Annotated in this window: 19 protein-coding genes; 7 read left to right on the top strand and 12 right to left on the bottom strand. The window is 54.0% G+C overall.

Features of this window, described 5'->3' with window-relative positions; all coding sequences use genetic code 11:
- Positions 1-184: 184 nt before the first annotated feature.
- Together ETV65_RS12450 and ETV65_RS12445 are read left to right on the top strand one after the other, a co-directional pair.
- Positions 185-676, top strand: a complete 492-nt coding sequence (locus tag ETV65_RS12450) for an Hcp family type VI secretion system effector (protein ID WP_047607110.1) — start codon at positions 185-187, stop codon at positions 674-676.
- Positions 677-1,165 (top strand): DUF2778 domain-containing protein, encoded by a 489-nt coding sequence (locus ETV65_RS12445; RefSeq protein ID WP_129953148.1) that lies wholly within the window; start codon positions 677-679, stop codon positions 1,163-1,165.
- Positions 1,166-1,468: 303 nt separating this feature from the next.
- Here ETV65_RS12445 and ETV65_RS12440 read toward each other — a convergent pair whose 3' ends face one another.
- From ETV65_RS12440 to can, 3 genes are all read right to left on the bottom strand, one after another.
- Complete coding sequence (locus tag ETV65_RS12440) at positions 1,469-1,702, bottom strand: hypothetical protein (protein WP_240782832.1); 234 nt, start codon at positions 1,700-1,702, stop codon at positions 1,469-1,471.
- A 38-nt stretch (positions 1,703-1,740) separates the two neighbouring features.
- Positions 1,741-1,875, bottom strand: coding sequence for a hypothetical protein (locus ETV65_RS25320; RefSeq protein WP_268838475.1), 135 nt, complete (start codon positions 1,873-1,875; stop codon positions 1,741-1,743).
- Positions 1,876-2,130: 255 nt separating this feature from the next.
- Positions 2,131-2,787 (bottom strand): carbonate dehydratase, encoded by a 657-nt coding sequence (can, locus tag ETV65_RS12435; RefSeq protein WP_129953147.1) that lies wholly within the window; start codon positions 2,785-2,787, stop codon positions 2,131-2,133.
- Between the two features lie 133 nt (positions 2,788-2,920).
- Here can and ETV65_RS12430 point away from each other — a divergent pair, with 133 nt between their 5' ends.
- Together ETV65_RS12430 and ETV65_RS12425 are read left to right on the top strand one after the other, a co-directional pair.
- A complete protein-coding gene (locus ETV65_RS12430; protein WP_129953146.1) occupies positions 2,921-3,844 on the top strand; it encodes an ABC transporter ATP-binding protein in 924 nt (307 codons plus the stop codon).
- Complete coding sequence (locus tag ETV65_RS12425; protein ID WP_129953145.1) at positions 3,844-4,614, top strand: ABC transporter permease; 771 nt, start codon at positions 3,844-3,846, stop codon at positions 4,612-4,614. The genes ETV65_RS12430 and ETV65_RS12425 overlap by 1 nt, the downstream gene beginning before the upstream one ends.
- 126 nt (positions 4,615-4,740) lie before the next feature.
- Here ETV65_RS12425 and panD read toward each other — a convergent pair whose 3' ends face one another.
- The 3 genes from panD to panB form a co-directional block, all read right to left on the bottom strand.
- A complete protein-coding gene (gene panD / locus ETV65_RS12420; protein ID WP_129953144.1) occupies positions 4,741-5,121 on the bottom strand; it encodes an aspartate 1-decarboxylase in 381 nt (126 codons plus the stop codon).
- Positions 5,122-5,228: 107 nt separating this feature from the next.
- Positions 5,229-6,083 carry a pantoate--beta-alanine ligase gene (panC, locus tag ETV65_RS12415; RefSeq protein WP_129953143.1) on the bottom strand — a complete coding sequence of 285 codons (855 nt, stop codon included), beginning with the start codon at positions 6,081-6,083 and terminating at the stop codon, positions 5,229-5,231.
- A 14-nt stretch (positions 6,084-6,097) separates the two neighbouring features.
- Positions 6,098-6,892, bottom strand: coding sequence for a 3-methyl-2-oxobutanoate hydroxymethyltransferase (gene panB / locus ETV65_RS12410; protein WP_129953142.1), 795 nt, complete (start codon positions 6,890-6,892; stop codon positions 6,098-6,100).
- A 158-nt stretch (positions 6,893-7,050) separates the two neighbouring features.
- Here panB and qseB point away from each other — a divergent pair, with 158 nt between their 5' ends.
- Both qseB and qseC read left to right on the top strand, forming a co-directional pair.
- Entirely contained in the window at positions 7,051-7,737 is a 687-nt protein-coding gene (gene qseB / locus ETV65_RS12405) for a quorum sensing response regulator transcription factor QseB (protein WP_129953141.1), read from the top strand.
- 23 nt (positions 7,738-7,760) lie between these two features.
- On the top strand, positions 7,761-9,119 hold the full coding sequence (gene qseC / locus ETV65_RS12400) for a quorum sensing histidine kinase QseC (RefSeq protein ID WP_205951589.1): 1,359 nt from the start codon (positions 7,761-7,763) through the stop codon (positions 9,117-9,119).
- Between the two features lie 5 nt (positions 9,120-9,124).
- Here qseC and folK read toward each other — a convergent pair whose 3' ends face one another.
- From folK to thpR, 6 genes are all read right to left on the bottom strand, one after another.
- Positions 9,125-9,604 carry a 2-amino-4-hydroxy-6-hydroxymethyldihydropteridine diphosphokinase gene (gene folK, locus ETV65_RS12395; RefSeq protein WP_129953139.1) on the bottom strand — a complete coding sequence of 160 codons (480 nt, stop codon included), beginning with the start codon at positions 9,602-9,604 and terminating at the stop codon, positions 9,125-9,127.
- A complete protein-coding gene (gene pcnB / locus ETV65_RS12390; protein ID WP_205951588.1) occupies positions 9,601-10,926 on the bottom strand; it encodes a polynucleotide adenylyltransferase PcnB in 1,326 nt (441 codons plus the stop codon). The genes folK and pcnB overlap by 4 nt, the downstream gene beginning before the upstream one ends.
- A gap of 523 nt (positions 10,927-11,449) precedes the next feature.
- Entirely contained in the window at positions 11,450-12,331 is an 882-nt protein-coding gene (gene gluQRS, locus ETV65_RS12385; protein WP_129953137.1) for a tRNA glutamyl-Q(34) synthetase GluQRS, read from the bottom strand.
- A gap of 61 nt (positions 12,332-12,392) precedes the next feature.
- A complete protein-coding gene (gene dksA, locus ETV65_RS12380) occupies positions 12,393-12,848 on the bottom strand; it encodes an RNA polymerase-binding protein DksA (protein ID WP_013576943.1) in 456 nt (151 codons plus the stop codon).
- A gap of 230 nt (positions 12,849-13,078) precedes the next feature.
- A complete protein-coding gene (gene sfsA, locus ETV65_RS12370; protein WP_129953136.1) occupies positions 13,079-13,813 on the bottom strand; it encodes a DNA/RNA nuclease SfsA in 735 nt (244 codons plus the stop codon).
- Positions 13,814-13,861: 48 nt separating this feature from the next.
- Positions 13,862-14,404, bottom strand: coding sequence for an RNA 2',3'-cyclic phosphodiesterase (gene thpR, locus ETV65_RS12365; RefSeq protein WP_129953135.1), 543 nt, complete (start codon positions 14,402-14,404; stop codon positions 13,862-13,864).
- A gap of 84 nt (positions 14,405-14,488) precedes the next feature.
- On the opposite strand from thpR, the gene hrpB reads away from it, so the two are divergent.
- Positions 14,489-16,945, top strand: a complete 2,457-nt coding sequence (gene hrpB, locus ETV65_RS12360; protein ID WP_240782831.1) for an ATP-dependent helicase HrpB — start codon at positions 14,489-14,491, stop codon at positions 16,943-16,945.
- Positions 16,946-17,066: the final 121 nt, after the last annotated feature.

Raw genomic sequence — 17,066 nt, 5'->3', positions numbered from 1 at the left:
CTGTTGATTAAGTTTTTTCTGATACGATTTCCATATATTTCTGAATGTTATGTATGGCAATTATCTGCCATCTGAATACTTCGCCTGCAAAATGGAAAAACCCTGCCTTGCGGTAAAAGTCCATATTGTTCAAGTGGTTTTTTGGGTATATGTTTTCCGTACAAAACATAAGGAGTTATTAACAATAGCTATACCAGCGTATTTATGGTTGAAGGATGACGGCGGGGCAGATATCAAAGGTTCTGTCGATGTGAATGGGCGTGAAGGTTCAATTGAGATTCAAGGTTTTGGACACTCTCTGCATCTTCCAACTGACGGGGCTACAGGCAAGATCACCGGCACGCGTATACATGCGGCATTAGGTTTTGAGAAAGAATTCGACAGCTCTAGCCCTTATCTCTACAAAGCAACCGCCACCGGCCAAACCCTCCAATCAGCCGAGTTTAAATGGTACAAAATCAACGATGCAGGACAGGAAGTTGAGTACTTCAACATGTATCTCGAAGGCGTTAAAATTGTATCAATCTGCCCAACAATGCACCACATCAAAAACCCAGCCTTCGAGAAACATAATCACAACGAAAGTGTTGAGCTTCGCTATGAAAAAATCACATGGAAATATTGTGACGGCAACGTAATTTTTGCCGACGCCTGGAATGAGAGAGTGACCGCTTAAATGGCTGTCACCTGTAGCTATGTATTAAATGGGATGGAAACATCAATTCTGAGTTGTGCTGGTGTCGGCAATTTCCCTGCCTTCTCAGGCCAGTTAGTGGGTCGAAATAACCCGACATTAACTAATATCGCTGATCTGGGACAACTTCCTACAGGGCGTTACTTTATTGTCAGTCGCGTATCTGGGGGGCGCTTAGGCGGCATACGAAATGCTGTCCTTAAATATGGTTACGGCACTGACAGAGAAACATGGTTTGGGCTCTATCGCGATGACGGAAAGATAAACGATGAAACTTTTATGGAGGGAGTTAAACGTGGAAGTTTCCGGCTTCATCCAATCGGACCACAGGGACTCAGTGAGGGCTGTATTACCATGACATCACAATCCGATTTTGATTATCTTCGGACTGCATTGCTGGGTACCTCAATGATCGGTGTACTTGGGTCTTCGCTCAAGGCACACGGTACGATCAGGGTTACACTCGGATGAAGTGGATTAAGTATTTTTTTGCCGCATTGGGCTACCTTGTGGCGTTCTGCATACTTATGATCATCTTTACCCAAGTGATTGACAGCTATGTTACAGGTGAACAGATAGAAGGTTTCGCTCAATTTTGGGGAGTACATGACATAGAGGGAACGCTAGACCTTTATGTCGATGCCTCACTAATTATCTCAGGCTTAGTATCTATTCTGGTAATTCTGCTTTGTCGCATTTATATCCGGCGACATTTAAGATCATCAGACTAAGATACTCAGCAATTAGAATACAACGCCCACCAGGGCGTTTCTTTTAGCTAAACTCCGGCCAATCCTCAACTATTCCGAAATGTAATTCTGTATCACCTATTTTCAACGTAGCCCCGCGGCTTAATGCCTCCAACTCCCAGCGCGCAGCAGCGATTTTGCATTTCATCAATTCTCGCTCAATTTCAGGCAATCGCGCCCGTTCCTCAGCAGTCAGTCTTGCCGATGGAGCAACATCCCGGGCTTTTGTTGGGTCAAAACTTCGCTGTAACTTACTCACCTTCGGTGTTTCTTCCCGTATACGCGCCACAATCGCCCTCACGGCGGCAGTGTCTGTCCGAGCTGATAGAACTGTGGTGGCTCTGTCACGGGCAGAACGTGAAACACGGCAAGCTCGACAAAGCCAAACTGGAATTCATCTGCAACCTGATGGATGACCCGTGTTCTTTCCAAATTGATAGCCTGGCTATTACAAAATTTAAGTCTTTGAGATTGGCGAAGGGCGTTAAGGCAACAACGGTAAAGCGGGGCTGGAGTGTTCACATAGTGTCCACACCTGAGCATCTTTATAGGGTTTGTAGCTGCTTACGCCGCATATAACTCATTGATTTATCGTGATCACGTTGAAAGTACAGGAAAAATAAATGATAAAAAAGGCACATTTTTGTGCCTTTTGTTTTTTGAATTTCTGTAGAGTAGGGCGGCTTGTTATTGCGGGTCGCCGTTGAGCAGGGCGGAGACGCCCTGACGGTAGCGCTGTTCCAGCGTTTCGCGGCTGGTGGCGTCTACCTGGAGGTTGCGCAGACGTCCGTCCTGAATGCCGTAAACCCAGCCGTGCAGCGTGACTTTCTGGCCACGTTTCCAGGCTGATTGCATTACGGTGGAGTGGCCGAGGTTGTAAACCTGCTCAACCACGTTCAGCTCGCATAACTTATCGAGTCGCTTTTCCGGCGACAGTTCGCCCAGCAGTGAGCTATGTTTGTACCAGATGTCCCGGATATGCAACAGCCAGTTATTAATCAAACCCAGTTCAGGGTTTTCAACCGCCGCCTGTACACCGCCACAGCCGTAGTGACCGCAGATAATCACGTGTTCAACTTCCAGCACGTCGATAGCATATTGCACAACGGACAGGCAGTTAAGGTCAGTATGTATGACCAGATTGGCGACGTTGCGGTGAACGAACAGTTCACCCGGTTCAAGGCCGGTCAGGCGCTCGGCGGGGACGCGGCTGTCAGAACAGCCAATCCACAGAAAACGGGGTTTTTGCGATTCGGAGAGCCGCTCAAAGAAACCAGGATCTTCGTCGATCATGGTTTTGGACCAGGCTGCGTTATTAGCGATAAGTCTTTCTATGTCGTTCATGGAGGTTAATAGCCTGTAGCGAGCTAACTGCGATGGGGTAATATAGGGCAATGCCCCGACTTTTCAAGCTGATTCGGCATCTCCATTTACTCATTCTTACAACAGGGTTTTCACAAGAAGGTACGCTCCCTTTATGAATTATGCATTGGAACTGGAAAAGTTAACCAAAACTTACGCCGGTGGTGTACAGGCTTTGCGTGGAATCGATCTGCGCGTCGAAGCTGGCGATTTTTATGCCCTGCTTGGGCCGAACGGTGCGGGTAAATCCACCACCATTGGTATCATCAGTTCACTGGTCAACAAGACTGCCGGCAAAGTGCAGGTGTTTGGCTATGACATCGATAAAGATATCGTTAACGCTAAGCGTCAGCTCGGGCTGGTGCCGCAGGAATTTAACTTCAACCCGTTTGAAACGGTCATGCAGGTGGTGGTCAATCAGGCCGGTTATTACGGCGTGCCGCGTCCGCTGGCGCTTGAGCGTGCAGAAAAATACCTGACGCAGCTGGATCTCTGGGGCAAACGCAATGAGCGTTCGCGCATGTTGTCCGGCGGGATGAAACGCCGTCTGATGATCGCCCGTGCGCTGATGCACGAGCCTAAACTTTTGATCCTCGATGAGCCAACGGCGGGTGTGGATATTGAGTTGCGTCGCTCAATGTGGGGCTTCCTGAAAGAGCTGAACGCACAGGGCACGACCATTATTCTGACCACGCACTATCTGGAAGAAGCGGAAATGTTGTGCCGTAATATCGGCATAATTCAGGGCGGTCAGCTGGTGGAAAACACCAGCATGAAGGAACTGCTCTCGAAGCTGAAATCCGAAACCTTCATTCTGGATTTAGGGTCGAAAAGCCCGCTGCCGGTGCTGGAAGGGTATCGCAGTAAACTGACAGACACGTCAACACTGGAAGTGGAAGTCATGCGTGAGCAGGGACTGAACGCCCTGTTCAGCCAGCTAAGCAAGCAGGGCGTGCAGGTATTGAGTATGCGTAACAAGGCGAACCGTCTGGAAGAGCTGTTTGTCACGCTGGTGAACGGCAGCGAGGAAAAGAAATAATGTCGCAATTGTATTGGGTGGCACTGAAAAGTATCTGGATGAAAGAGATCAACCGCTTTGGTCGCATCTGGATCCAAACGCTGGTTCCACCGGTCATCACGATGACCTTATATTTCATCATCTTTGGTAATCTGATCGGCTCACAGATTGGCAACATGCATGGTTTCACTTACATGCAGTTTATCGTGCCGGGGCTTATCATGATGGCGGTGATCACTAACTCCTATGCCAACGTGGCCTCGTCATTCTTCAGCGCCAAATTCCAGCGCAATATTGAAGAATTGCTGGTGGCACCGGTGCCAACGCACGTGGTGATTGCCGGTTATGTGGGCGGCGGCGTGGCGCGTGGGATCTGCGTGGGGATCCTGGTGACGGCGATCTCGCTGTTCTTCGTCCCGCTGGTGATCCACTCCTGGTGGATCATCGCACTGACATTATTGCTGACTGCAATCCTGTTCTCACTGGGTGGTTTGCTGAACGCCGTGTTTGCGACAACGTTTGACGATATCAGCCTGATCCCGACCTTTGTGTTGACGCCGCTGACCTATCTGGGGGGCGTGTTCTACTCGCTTTCCCTGCTGCCACCCATCTGGCAGGCGATTTCCAAGCTGAACCCGATCGTTTATATGATCAGCGGATTCCGCTACGGTTTCCTGGGGATTTCTGATGTGCCATTGGTGTTTACCATGAGCGTGCTGGTGGCATTTATTGCGGTGTTTTACTTGCTGGCGTGGTACTTGATCGAACGCGGCAGAGGTTTACGTAGCTGATTTTTCTGTGCTCCCTCCCCGGTGAAGGGGAGGGTTGGGGTGGGGTATTAATGACCATATCTGAATCTGAAGTTGTCTGCTAAACCCCCTCCCGTCCTTCCCCTCTTTCAAGGGAAAGGCGTTTTATCAGGCCAGCTGAACCGGCACGGCTTTGGCGGTGCGTTTCAGCTGGTTTTCACCTTCGAAATAGGCCACTTTCGGCTGGTGCTGGCGGGCCTGTTCATCTGACATCTGCACGTAAGAACAGATGATCAGCAGATCGCCGACACAGGCACAACGCGCTGCCGCGCCGTTGACCGAAATAATCCGTGAACCGCGCTCTGCCGCGATGGCGTATGTCGAGAAACGCTGACCGTTATCAACGTTATAAATATCAATCGCTTCATATTCCAGAATGCCTGAGGCATCGAGAAAATCCTGATCGATGGCGCAGGAACCTTCGTAATGCAAATCAGCCTGGGTTACGTGAACCCGGTGCAGTTTGCCTTGCAGCATTGTACGTACCATTGCGTGTGTACCTTCGTGCGTAAAGAGTCTGGGGATCCGCCGTGCAGACGGACTCACAGTCCGGGGCATCCGGCGGCCAACATAGTTGCCGATTTGACCTGCGCTGTCTACTGCGTCAGATCAACCTCCTGGTTATCAATCAGTCGCGCTTTACCGAGCCAGGCCGCCATCAGGATCACGGCAGAGGTGCTGTCGACAGATAACTCCTGCAAGGTTTTCGCATCACGGATAAACAGTTCATCCGGCGTGAAACCCGCTTCGCGAAGCTGCTGCGCGGTTTCCTGTAACATTTCATCAGTATGGCGTTCACCCTGGCTCAGCCGTTCCGCCAGCATGTTCATAATTTTAAACAGCTGGGGCGCGATTTTACGTTCCTCATTGGTCAGGTAGCCATTGCGTGAACTCAGAGCCAGACCGTCTTTAGCGCGCACAATCGGCACGCCCACTATCTCAATATCGTAGCCCATGTCTTCCGCCATGGTGCGCAGCAGCGCCAGTTGCTGGAAGTCTTTCTGTCCGAAACAAGCCACCTGCGGCTGCACCAGATTAAACAGTTTGCTGACGATGGTTGAAACGCCACGGAAATGCCCCGGACGGCTCGCGCCTTCCAGAATGGTGGAGATCACCGGCACGTCGACCTGGGTCTGCCTTGCCAGCCCTTTCGGATACACTTCCGCCGGTGACGGTGCAAATACCAGATCCACGCCGCGTTTATTGAGCTTTTCGCAGTCTTCCTGCAAGGTTCGCGGATAACGTTCAAGGTCATCCGGACGCTCAAACTGCATCGGGTTGACGAAAATACTGACCACGACCACATCACCACGGGCTTTGGCTTCTTCCACCAGCGTCATGTGACCTTCGTGCAGATTGCCCATAGTCGGCACCAGCGCGATACGTTTATTATTCTTGCGGAACTCGCGGATTTCGCGACGCAGCAGCGCCACGCTGTCAATTATCAACACCAGCCTTCTCCCGATTATTTAAAGGAATGTTCTTCACCCGGATACACGCCCTGCGTGACCTGGTCGACATACAAACGTACCGCGCCACGAATATCGCCCGCTTCGCTGAGGAAATCTTTGGCGAATTTCGGTGTGTGACCACCGGTGATACCGAAGGCGTCATGCATCACCAGAATCTGTCCGTCGGTCACATTACCCGCACCAATGCCGATCACCGGGATGCTCAGTTCTTCGGTGACGCGCCGCGCCAGGTCAACCGGCACACATTCGAGTACCAGCAACTGCGCACCGGCTTCTTCCAGCATCATCGCATCTTTGATCAGCTGGTTCGCAGCCACTTCATCGCGCCCCTGTACTTTATAGCCGCCAAAAATATTGACCGATTGTGGCGTCAGCCCCAGATGCCCACAGACAGGCACGGCGCGTTCGGTCAGCATTCTGACCGTATCACACAGCCAGCTGCCACCTTCCAGTTTAACCATGTTACCGCCCGCGCGCATCAGCACTGCTGCGCTCTCAAAGGCCTGTTCCGGCGTGGCATAACTCATGAATGGCAGGTCAGCCAGTAATAACGCATGAGGTGCACCACGACGTACGCAGCGGGTGTGATAAGCAATGTCTTCTACGGTGACCGGCAGCGTGGAATCCTGGCCCTGAACGACCATACCCAGCGAGTCGCCGATCAGCATGACAGAGATGCCCTGTTCAGCAAACAGCTGTGCGAAACTGGCGTCATACGCAGTAATGGTCGCAAATTTATGTTTTTCCTGCTTCCATTGGCGAAGTTGGCTCAGCGTGGTTGGTTTCATGAACACGTTCCTTTGAATAATTCATCGGATAAATATGATGCCGGTATTCTACTGTATGAGCCGAAAGTCAGACAGCAAGTTCGGCAGATAGCCGGTTGACCGGTGCCTTAAGAAGTGATTAAGAAGCACCGGCTATAATGGCAAAAACGGAGGGAACCATGCGAATTCTGTTAGTTGAAGACGACAAAATGATCGGCGACGGCATCAAAGCCGGGCTGGCGAAACTGGGTTTTACGCTCGACTGGTTTACCGACGGGCTGACCGGCAGGGCTGCGCTCGACAGTGCGCCTTACGATGCCGTGATCCTTGATTTAAGCCTGCCGGGTATGGACGGTATGCAGCTTTTGCGCGAGTGGCGAAAGGCTGGCCGGGATACGCCAGTGCTGATCCTCACTGCGCGTGATGCGCTGGAAGAGCGCGTCAGCGGATTGCAGGCCGGTGCTGATGATTATCTGTGTAAGCCATTTGCGCTGGTGGAGGTCGCAGCCCGGTTACAGGCGCTGATCCGCCGTCGCCACGGCGTAATAACGCCGAAGGTCACCCATGGCGCGGTGGAATTTGATCCCGCAGCCCGCAGTGTGAAGCTCAACGGAGAAACCGTAACGCTGACGCCGCGTGAGGTGGCCGTGCTGGAATTGTTCCTTAACAACAAAGGCCGTGTACTGGCACGTACACTTATCCAGGAAAAGCTTTACAACTGGGATGACGAGGTCAGCAGCAACGCAGTGGAAGTGCATATTCACCATCTGCGCAGCAAACTCGGCAAAGGTTTTATTCGCACCGTGCATGGTGTGGGATACACGCTCGGCGATGAGGTAAAACCGGGTGAGGGAGGGGAGGCGTGAGGCGGCTGGATAAACTGAAAAAGTTGCAGAATCTCAGTCTGCGACTGCGCCTTATTCTGCTTTTTTCCATGCTGGCACTGCTGACCTGGCTGATTGCCAGCGGCGTGGCGTGGCATCAGACCCGCAAACATATCAATGAAGTTTTCGATACCCAGCAGATGCTGTTTGCCAAACGTCTGGCAGCCACCGGCTTAGGCGACCGCCTTAATCGGCAAAAAGACACTGAGCTGCCGGACACCAAAAAAATGGTACGCAAAGGCTCACGGGGCCATACCGATGATGACGCGCTGACATTTGCTATCTTCAATCGTCACGGGCAAATGTTGCTCAATGATGGTGAGAATGGCAAACACATCCGTTTTGACGGTGACACGCAGGGGTTTAATGATGTTGAACTCAGAGGGAACAGCGATGCCTGGCGTATGGTCTGGCTGACCTCGCCGGACGGGCAATATCGCGTGGCTGTCGGGCAGGAGCAGGATTATCGCAATGATATGGCGTGGAGTCTGGTGAGCGGCCAGCTGACGCCCTGGCTGGCCTCTTTACCTGTGTTATTGCTGGCGCTGATAATTATGGTGACGCTGGAGCTGCGGCCGCTGCGACGGGTCGCGGAAGGTCTGCGGCAGCGCTCACCGGAAGATGCCACACCTATCGGGACGCATCAGTTACCCGGTGAGGTTCTGCCGCTGGCAAATGCGCTCAATTCCCTGTTTGACCGCACCCGTCAAATGCTGGTGCGCGAACGGCGGTTTACGTCTGATGCCGCTCATGAGCTGCGCAGTCCGCTGGCGGCCTTACGTGTGCAAACGGAAGTTGTACAGCTTTCCGGCGATGATGCCCGGATGCGTGAACATGCGCTGGAAAACCTGATTACCAGTATCGATCGCGCCACGCGGCTGGTGGATCAGTTGCTGACGCTTTCCCGGCTGGAAAGCTTTTCCGCACCTGAAGAGCTGGAGCCCATCGACTGGCCGATGCTGATCGCACAAAGTCTGGCAGAGCAGGATTACCGCGCGCACAGTAAAGGCATTGAATTACGGTTTGAGGAGCAGGGGACGGCACCTGTTATGCGTGGTCAGTCACTGCTGCTTTCGCTGATGGTGCGTAATCTGCTGGATAATGCCATTCGTTATTCTGCCGCCGGGACCTGCGTCACGGTGCGGCTCGATACGCGGGGATTCACGGTAGAGGATCAGGGGCCGGGCATCAGTACCGAACACCTGTCGCGGCTGGGGGAACGTTTTTACCGGCCACCGGGACAGGAACAGACTGGCAGCGGATTGGGAATTTCGATCATACAAAGGATCGCGCAGTTACATCATCTGAACGTTGTATATCACAATAAAGCAGAAGGCGGACTGGAAGTGCGGGTCAGTCACTGAAGGAATTACCACCGCGTCAGGCCGTTAAGCGGCACGCGTGCGAGCAGACTGTGCAAGGTCTCGCCGTCAGGGAATACCAGTTCCGGTGCCAGATCGGCCAGCGGGTACAGCATGAATTCGCGGTTTTTCATGTCGTAATGCGGCACCGTTAATCGTTCTGTGTTGATCACCTGATCGCCATACAACAGCATATCAAGATCTAACGTACGTGGCCCCCAGCGTTCAGCCTTACGAACGCGTCCCTGATTTTGCTCGATCCCTTGTGTGCAATCGAGCAACTGTTCCGGCGGCAGCAGCGTGTCAAGCGCCACCACAGCATTCAGATAATCAGGCTGATCTTGCGGCCCCAGTGGTTTACTGCGGTAAAACGGGGATGCAGCCACAAAGCGGGTGCGCGGCAGATGTGCCAGCGCCTCCAGCGCGCAGTTTACCTGGTCAAGCGGACGGGCAAGATTACTGCCCAGAGCCAGGTAAACGCGGATCACTGACCGCCATCCTTGCGCGGAACCCGTTTACGCGGACGGCGCGGACGTGCACGGCGGGCCGGTGCCGCGTCGTCACCCAGCGTACCGAGCATGCTCTTCTGGGAGGCCGGAGTGGCTTCCTGGAACTCACCCCACCATTGCGCCAGACTCTGCAATTCGCGGTGCTGTTCCACTTCCGCACGCAGTACCAGTAAATCATACGCCGCGCGGAATTTAGGATGTTCCATCAGCTTGTGCGCACGTTTACCCTGACGGCGTGACAGGCGCAGTTGCAGCGCCCAGATATCACGCACCAGTGTGGTAATACGTTTCGGAATGGCCAGCGTACGGCATTGCTCATCAAGCACATCGTTCATGGCCAGTGCGAAGGCGTCGTAGTAGGTCAGCCCGCCTTCCTGCGCCAGCTTCTGCGCATGTTCAATCACCGGATACCACAGCATTGCGGCAAACAGGAACGCCGGATTGACGCGCTGATCGTTATGCAGACGGTGGTCGGTATTTTTCAGCACCTGGAGCAGAATATGTTCCATCGGGCTGTCACCTTGCTCAGTAAACTGGCGGGCAATCAGCGGGAACAAGGGCTGGAAGAGCTGGTATTCGCAAAGCTTTTTATACGTCTCTAAGCCGTAACCGGCCTGCAACAGCTTTAGCGATTCTTCAAACAGACGTGCGGGCGGAATTTCCTGTAGCAGCGTCGCCAGACGGGGGATCGGTCCGGCCGTTTCCGGGCTGATTTTCATGTCCAGTTTGGCCGCGAAACGTACCGCACGCAGCATCCGCACCGGATCTTCGCGATAACGGGTTTCAGGATCACCGATCAGACGGATGATACCATTTTCCAGGTCGCGCAGGCCGCCGGTGTAATCGCGGACCGTGAAGTCTGCAACACCGTAATACAGGCTGTTAATGGTGAAGTCACGGCGCTGGGCATCATCTTCAATGGTGCCAAAAATATTGTCGCGTAGCAGCATGCCATTAACGGCCTGCTGGGAGACGTTTTTATCGTCAGTCTCTTCATACTGTTCGTGGTGACCACGGAAGGTCGCCACTTCGATGATTTCCGGGCCAAACATGACATGAGCCAGACGGAAACGACGCCCCACCAGACGGCAGTTGCGGAACAGCTTGCGTACCTGATCCGGCGTAGCGTTGGTGGTGATGTCGAAATCTTTAGGTTTTTTATCCAGCAATAAGTCACGCACACCGCCGCCAACCAGGAAGGCTTCAAAGCCAGACTTGTTCAGACGGTATAAAACTTTCAGGGCGTTTTCGCTGATATCACGACGAGAAATGTTGTGCTCATCGCGGGGAATAATCGTCATCGCACGGGTTTCACCCGCGTAATCGAATGAGGGGCGCGGTTTCTGTACGTGTTCGGCAGAAGGACGCGGGGCTCGCTGTTCATTGCGGTCGCTGCGCGGGTCGTTATGACGATCACCACGGGTATCGCTGCGTTCGCCACGAGGCGGATAAGATGACGAAGAACGCCGGTTGTTGTTATTGCGGCGTTCGCCTCTGTTCGCGTTGTCTTCCCGGCGGCCGCGATTTTCACGGCGTTGCTCGTTGTCACGGCGTTCGGGGTTTTTTGCCTTCACATTGCCTTCAGCCACAGGAGACGGATCACGACGGGAAGTCTCCTCGCGATGAGGTTCTGCATGAAGCGCGGCTTCGTCATGAACAGCCTTTTCTTCACGAACGACTTTATCTTCACGAACTAGCACCTTACGGCAAAAATTGGCTACTCGGGTAAAAATGGTACACCTCGATAGTGACTGAAAAAAATGGGCGTGACGCAAAAACAGCGGCTAATCATAGCTCACGACAGGCGCTTTGAGAATGCCGAAGTCACATCTGCTGCGCATTAGCGTTCCGGCGCGGTATCGCTGATGGCGTCCAGTGTGTTGTCGCCCAGCGTAATAATAAAGGCAAAGGATAATCCTGCCAGTTTTCCGGCAGCGTTTGTCCTAAAAATTTCAGCGCTTTAATGATAACCGGTCGCGGATCGCCCGCAGGCAGCGCCGGAGCGTGATTCTGCTTGGAAAGCTTATCGCCATCTTCATTCACCGCCAGCGGCAAATGCAGATATCCCGGTTGCGGATAACCCAGATGCCGGTACAGCGAAATCTGGCGCACGGTCGGTTCAATCAGATCCGCACCGCGTACAATGTGATTCACGCCCTGAAAATGGTCATCGACCACTACCGCAAGATTATAGGCAAACAGCCCGTCGCGGCGGCGGATAATAAAATCTTCTTCGGCCAGTTGATGGCTGGCCTGCAAATGCCCCTGAAGGTCATCGTCGAAACCGTACACCGGCAATGTCTGATGCAGGCGGATGGCAGCATTTTCCGGGCTGAGTTTCAGGTCACGGCAGTGGCCGTCATAGGTGCCACCGATCTGCGCAATACGCTGGCGGGTGCAGCTACAGTAATAACTTTTTTGCTGATGGTACAGCCCGTCCAGTACTTCGCGGTAAGCGCTGTGACGTTTTGACTGCCAGACCACTTCACCCTCCCATTCCAGCCCGTAACGTTCCAGCGTTCTCAGGATACGGTCAGCAGAGCCGGGAATCTCACGCGGCGGATCGATATCATCGATGCGCACTAACCAGGTGCCATTTTGCGAGTGGGCATGCAGATAGCTGCCAAGAGCGGCGATCAGGGAACCAAAATGGAGGTCACCGGAAGGTGAAGGGGCGAAACGGCCTGTGTATTTTTTTCGCGGCATAAGAATGGGGGACAGCGTTAAAAGGGAACGCGGTGCATGACGCACCGCGTGGAACCCGGACTTAGCCAGCCATCTGCTTTTCGCGGATTTCTGCCAGAGTCTTACAGTCGATACACAAATCAGCGGTAGGACGGGCTTCAAGACGGCGGATGCCAATCTCAACGCCACAGGAATCGCAATAACCGAAATCCTCGTCTTCCACTTTTTTCAGTGTTTTTTCAATCTTTTTGATCAGCTTACGTTCACGGTCACGGTTGCGCAGTTCGAGGCTGAATTCTTCTTCCTGAGCGGCACGGTCAACCGGATCAGGGAAGTTTGCGGCTTCGTCCTGCATGTGTGAAACGGTACGATCGACTTCATCCCTGAGCTGATTGCGCCATGCTTCAAGAATCTTTTTGAAGTGAGCCAGCTGAGCGTCGTTCATATACTCTTCGCCCGGCTTCTCTTGATACGGCTGCACCCCAGCGATAGCGAGAATGCTCAAGGACGACGTCTTACGGGTTTGGCCTTCTTGCATGATGCTTCTCCTACATAACACGCACTATGTTCATCCACTTTTCACATTCCGGCATGGCCGCAATGTGCAGGCTTCGAACATTTCGATCCCCAACGGGGGAAAAAATCAGGCCGCTATAAATAACAGAAGGCAACGAGGTTGGCAATTATTCCTCGCAGGTGCTTGACAAGCCTGTGAGGAAAAGCGTATTCGCGACCGGTTTTTTATGCCGCCGACAGGGTATTACAGGGTTATCCGAACGTTTTATGTTCACTGATTGACAGTGTCAGCAGCGGTACTCTTTTTGTGAGGCGGATACCCTCAGCAGAAAGTTCAGCACCGTAGCACATCACTTCAACACCCTTGTTTTGTACATACTTCAGTAAATCGGTATAACGCGGATCAATATGGTGTGCAGCGGATACGCTTTCAATACCTGAATGTAAAACAGCGAAGAAAAGTACTGCCCGCTGCCCTTGCTCTGCCATTGACTGTAACTCGCGTAAATGCTTCTGACCGCGCAGTGTGACTGCATCGGGGAAGAATCCCAGCCCCTCCTGCAACAACGTGACAGATTTCACTTCAATATAGCAGTCAGGTTGATTTTCTGCCTGTAACATCAAGTCTATACGGCTGTTTTCGGCGCCGTATTTTACTTCGGTCATTAATTTACTGTAACCGGATAATTCCGGTATTCGCTGTTCATTGATCGCTTCGCGTACCAGCTGATTGGCCCGCAGCGTATTCACGCAAATCCAGTGTTTTTGTTGGGTTTCGGTCAGTTCCCAGCTGTGCGGATATTTGCGTTTGAGATTGTCCGAAGTGGAATACCAGACGGTGTCGCCGGGTGTTGCACAACCGGTCATCGCGCCGGTGTTGGCGCAATGTAAGGTCAGTTCCGTGCCGTCTGGCGTAATCACGTCGGCGAGAAACCGTTTGTAACGTTTGATCAGCGTGGCAGATTGAAGCGCAGGCTCGAAGTCCATGAAAGTTTCCGTGTGAATGGCTCTTGTGAAAGAGAGTGCTAAAAAAGATCAGCTTTCCTGTGTATCGCCCAGCGGCCAGGTTTGCAGGCTGTGGTAACGGGTGCGTCCCCGTTCAAACAGGGATTCGTACAAACTGAATCCGGTGGCGTCCAGTTGCCAGCCGGGCGTGGCCGGAGGAATAGCGACCGGACGGGTCGCGCTGCGATACAGCGACACATGGGGATGAAACGGCAGGGTACTCTGATAACACCCGTTGCGTGCTGCGTGTGATCGCAATACGGAGGCCAGTTGCAACAGCGCATTCGGTGCGCGCTTTGTGCCGATCCACACCACGCCGGACCCCGGCCAGTGGCCGATATCATCCAGTTGCAGGCTGAATTTTTGCGCCTGAATACGCCCGGCAACGCCGGTCAGTGCCCGGGCTTTCAGATCACTGATTTCGCCTAAAAATGCCAGCGTAATGTGCAGGCTGGCGGCAGCGACGGGGCGGCCGGTTTCTGGCGGGAAGTTGTCCGCACGCCACGCAATTACCTGCTTTTGCATTTTTGCGGGCAATGATAAGGCGAAAAACAGGCGGCGTTCGGCAGACATAGTGTTTCCTGTGAAGACAAATCACGGCAACATGCCGGATGTGGGGCTAAATGCTACAATGCCCGCCGTTTAAAGTTAACTCTCATGGAGAATTCATTGACTTCTTTGCCGGTCAGCGCCGTACTCGAACCGCTTTTAGCCGCATTGCAACAGGCGCCGCAAATCCTGCTGCTGGCTCCGACCGGCGCCGGTAAATCGACCTGGCTGCCGTTGCAGTTGCTGAAACAGGCTAACCTGCCGGGCAAGATCCTGTTGCTTGAACCGCGCCGTCTGGCAGCGAAAAACGTCGCCTTTCGCCTGGCACAGCAACTGGGCGAAACGCCGGGGCAGACGGTGGGATATAGCATGCGTGCTGAAAGCAAAACCAGCGCGGCGACCCGCCTTGAAGTGGTGACCGAAGGTATTCTCACCCGCAGGGTACAGGCTGATCCCGAACTGACCGGTGTGTCGATGGTGATCCTCGATGAATTTCATGAGCGCAGTTTGCAGGCCGACCTGGCGCTGGCATTGTTACTCGATGTGCAAAATGCCCTGCGCGACGATTTAAAGATCCTGATAATGTCGGCTACGCTCGATAACCTGCGTTTATCGGATTTGCTGCCGGATGCGCCGGTGATTGAATCCGCAGGCCGCAGTTTCCCGGTGGATCGCCAGTATCTTTCCCTGGCTTCGCATGAACGGCTGGACGAGGGTGTGGCGCGTGTTGTCAGCCGTCTGATGGGCGAAAATCATGGCTCCATGCTGCTGTTTTTGCCGGGTGTAGCGGAAATCACCCGTGTACAAAACCTGCTGACGGGCAGACTGGCGCAGGATGTCGATCTCTGTCCGCTGTACGGCGCGCTGTCATTAGAACAGCAGCAAAAAGCCATTCAGCCTTCGCCTGCCGGACGCCGTAAAGTGGTGCTGGCGACGAACATTGCCGAAACCAGTCTGACCATCGAAGGGATCCGTCTGGTGGTCGACAGCGGCCTGGAGCGCAGCGCCCAATTTGACCCGCGTAGCGGCCTGACACGGCTGGTGACGCAACGAGTCAGCCAGGCCTCGATGACCCAACGTGCGGGTCGTGCAGGGCGTCTGGCGCCGGGCCTCTGCTGGCATTTATTCAGCAAAGATCAGGCTGAACGCGCCAGTCAGCAGGCGGAAGCCGAAATGCTGCAAAGCGACCTGAGCAGCTTCTGGCTGGAGTTATTGCAGTGGGGCTGTCAGGATCCGGCACAGCTACAGTGGCTGGATACGCCGCCCGCTGCCGCGCTGTCTGCCGCAAAAAATCTGTTACAGCAGCTCGGCGCGACCGATGCACAAGGCAAGCTCACCGCTGCCGGGCAACGTATGGCTCAACTCGGCTGCGAGCCGCGACTGGCCGCGATGCTGATTTCTGCCGCCGCACAAAGTCCTGAAGCGCTGGCCACGGCGGCGCTGCTGGCAGCGATGCTCGAAGAACCGCCACGCGGCGGATTGCCGGATATGGATTACTGGTTCAGCCGCCCGCAAGGCAACTGGCAGCGGCGGGCAAAGCAACTGTCGCAGCGCACCGGCGCGAAAAGTGGTGAACCGGATATCGCACTCGCGCCGTGGTTACTGGCGCAGGCGTTCAGTGACCGTATCGCACAGCGGCGCGGCGACGATGGCCGCTATTTACTGGCGAACGGGCTGGGCGCGTCTTTGCCGCAGGATGACGGACTGACCCGTTCGCCGTGGTTAGTTGCCCCGCAGTTATTGCAGGGTAACAACAGCCCGGATGCCCGCATTTTGCTGGCAATGGCTCTGGATATCACGCAACTGCCGTCGCACCTGCCCGCAATTGTGAAAGAGCAGACAGCGGTGGAATGGGATGAAGAAAAAGGCACACTGCGTGCCTGGCGACGCTGGCAGATCGGGCGTCTGGTGCTGAAAGCCAATCCGCTGGCAAAGCCGGACGATGAAGAGCTGCAACAGGCGCTGATCGGCTGGATCCGCACACAAGGTTTGCAGGCGCTGAACTGGTCTGTGGCCGCGGAGCAATTGCGCCTGCGTCTGATCTGCGCCGCAAAATGGCTGCCGGAAGCAGGCTGGCCGGCGGTTGACGAGCAGGCATTGCTCGACAATTTAGAACGCTGGTTACAGCCGTCTTTACAGGGCGTTCGCTCATTAAAATCATTGCAACAGGTTGATTTACATGAGGCTTTGTTAAGATTGCTTGACTGGCAACAACGTCAGCGTCTGGACAGCGCGTTGCCGACACATTACACCGTACCGACTGGCAGTCGTCTGCCAATCCGTTATCATGCAGACCAGCCCCCGGCACTCTCGGTGAGAATGCAGGAGATGTTCGGCGAACAGCGCAGCCCGCAACTGGCGGAAGGGCGTATTGCGGTGGTGCTGGAACTGCTGTCACCGGCGCAGCGGCCGTTGCAAATCACCGCCGATCTGGCGGCATTCTGGCAGGGTTCGTACCGTGAGGTGCAGAAAGAAATGAAAGGGCGTTATCCGAAACATCCGTGGCCGGACAATCCGGCGGAGGCGCTGCCGACGCGGCGCACCAAAAAGGCTTCTGCGCCATGAAGAAATGTACAGAGAACCCCTTTTTTTCAGACATTTCTTCTGGGCGAAATGTAAAGCGGGGCACAGAGTAAGCGCCTTGCTGCCTGAACTTCAGGCACGATAATCTATCCTTTTGAAATAA

The sequence above is a fragment of the Rahnella sp. RFA10(1/100) genome, assembly GCF_004195115.1.
Lineage (GTDB): Bacteria > Pseudomonadota > Gammaproteobacteria > Enterobacterales > Enterobacteriaceae > Rahnella > Rahnella perminowiae.
This window is presented reverse-complemented; position numbering and strand designations above follow the sequence as displayed.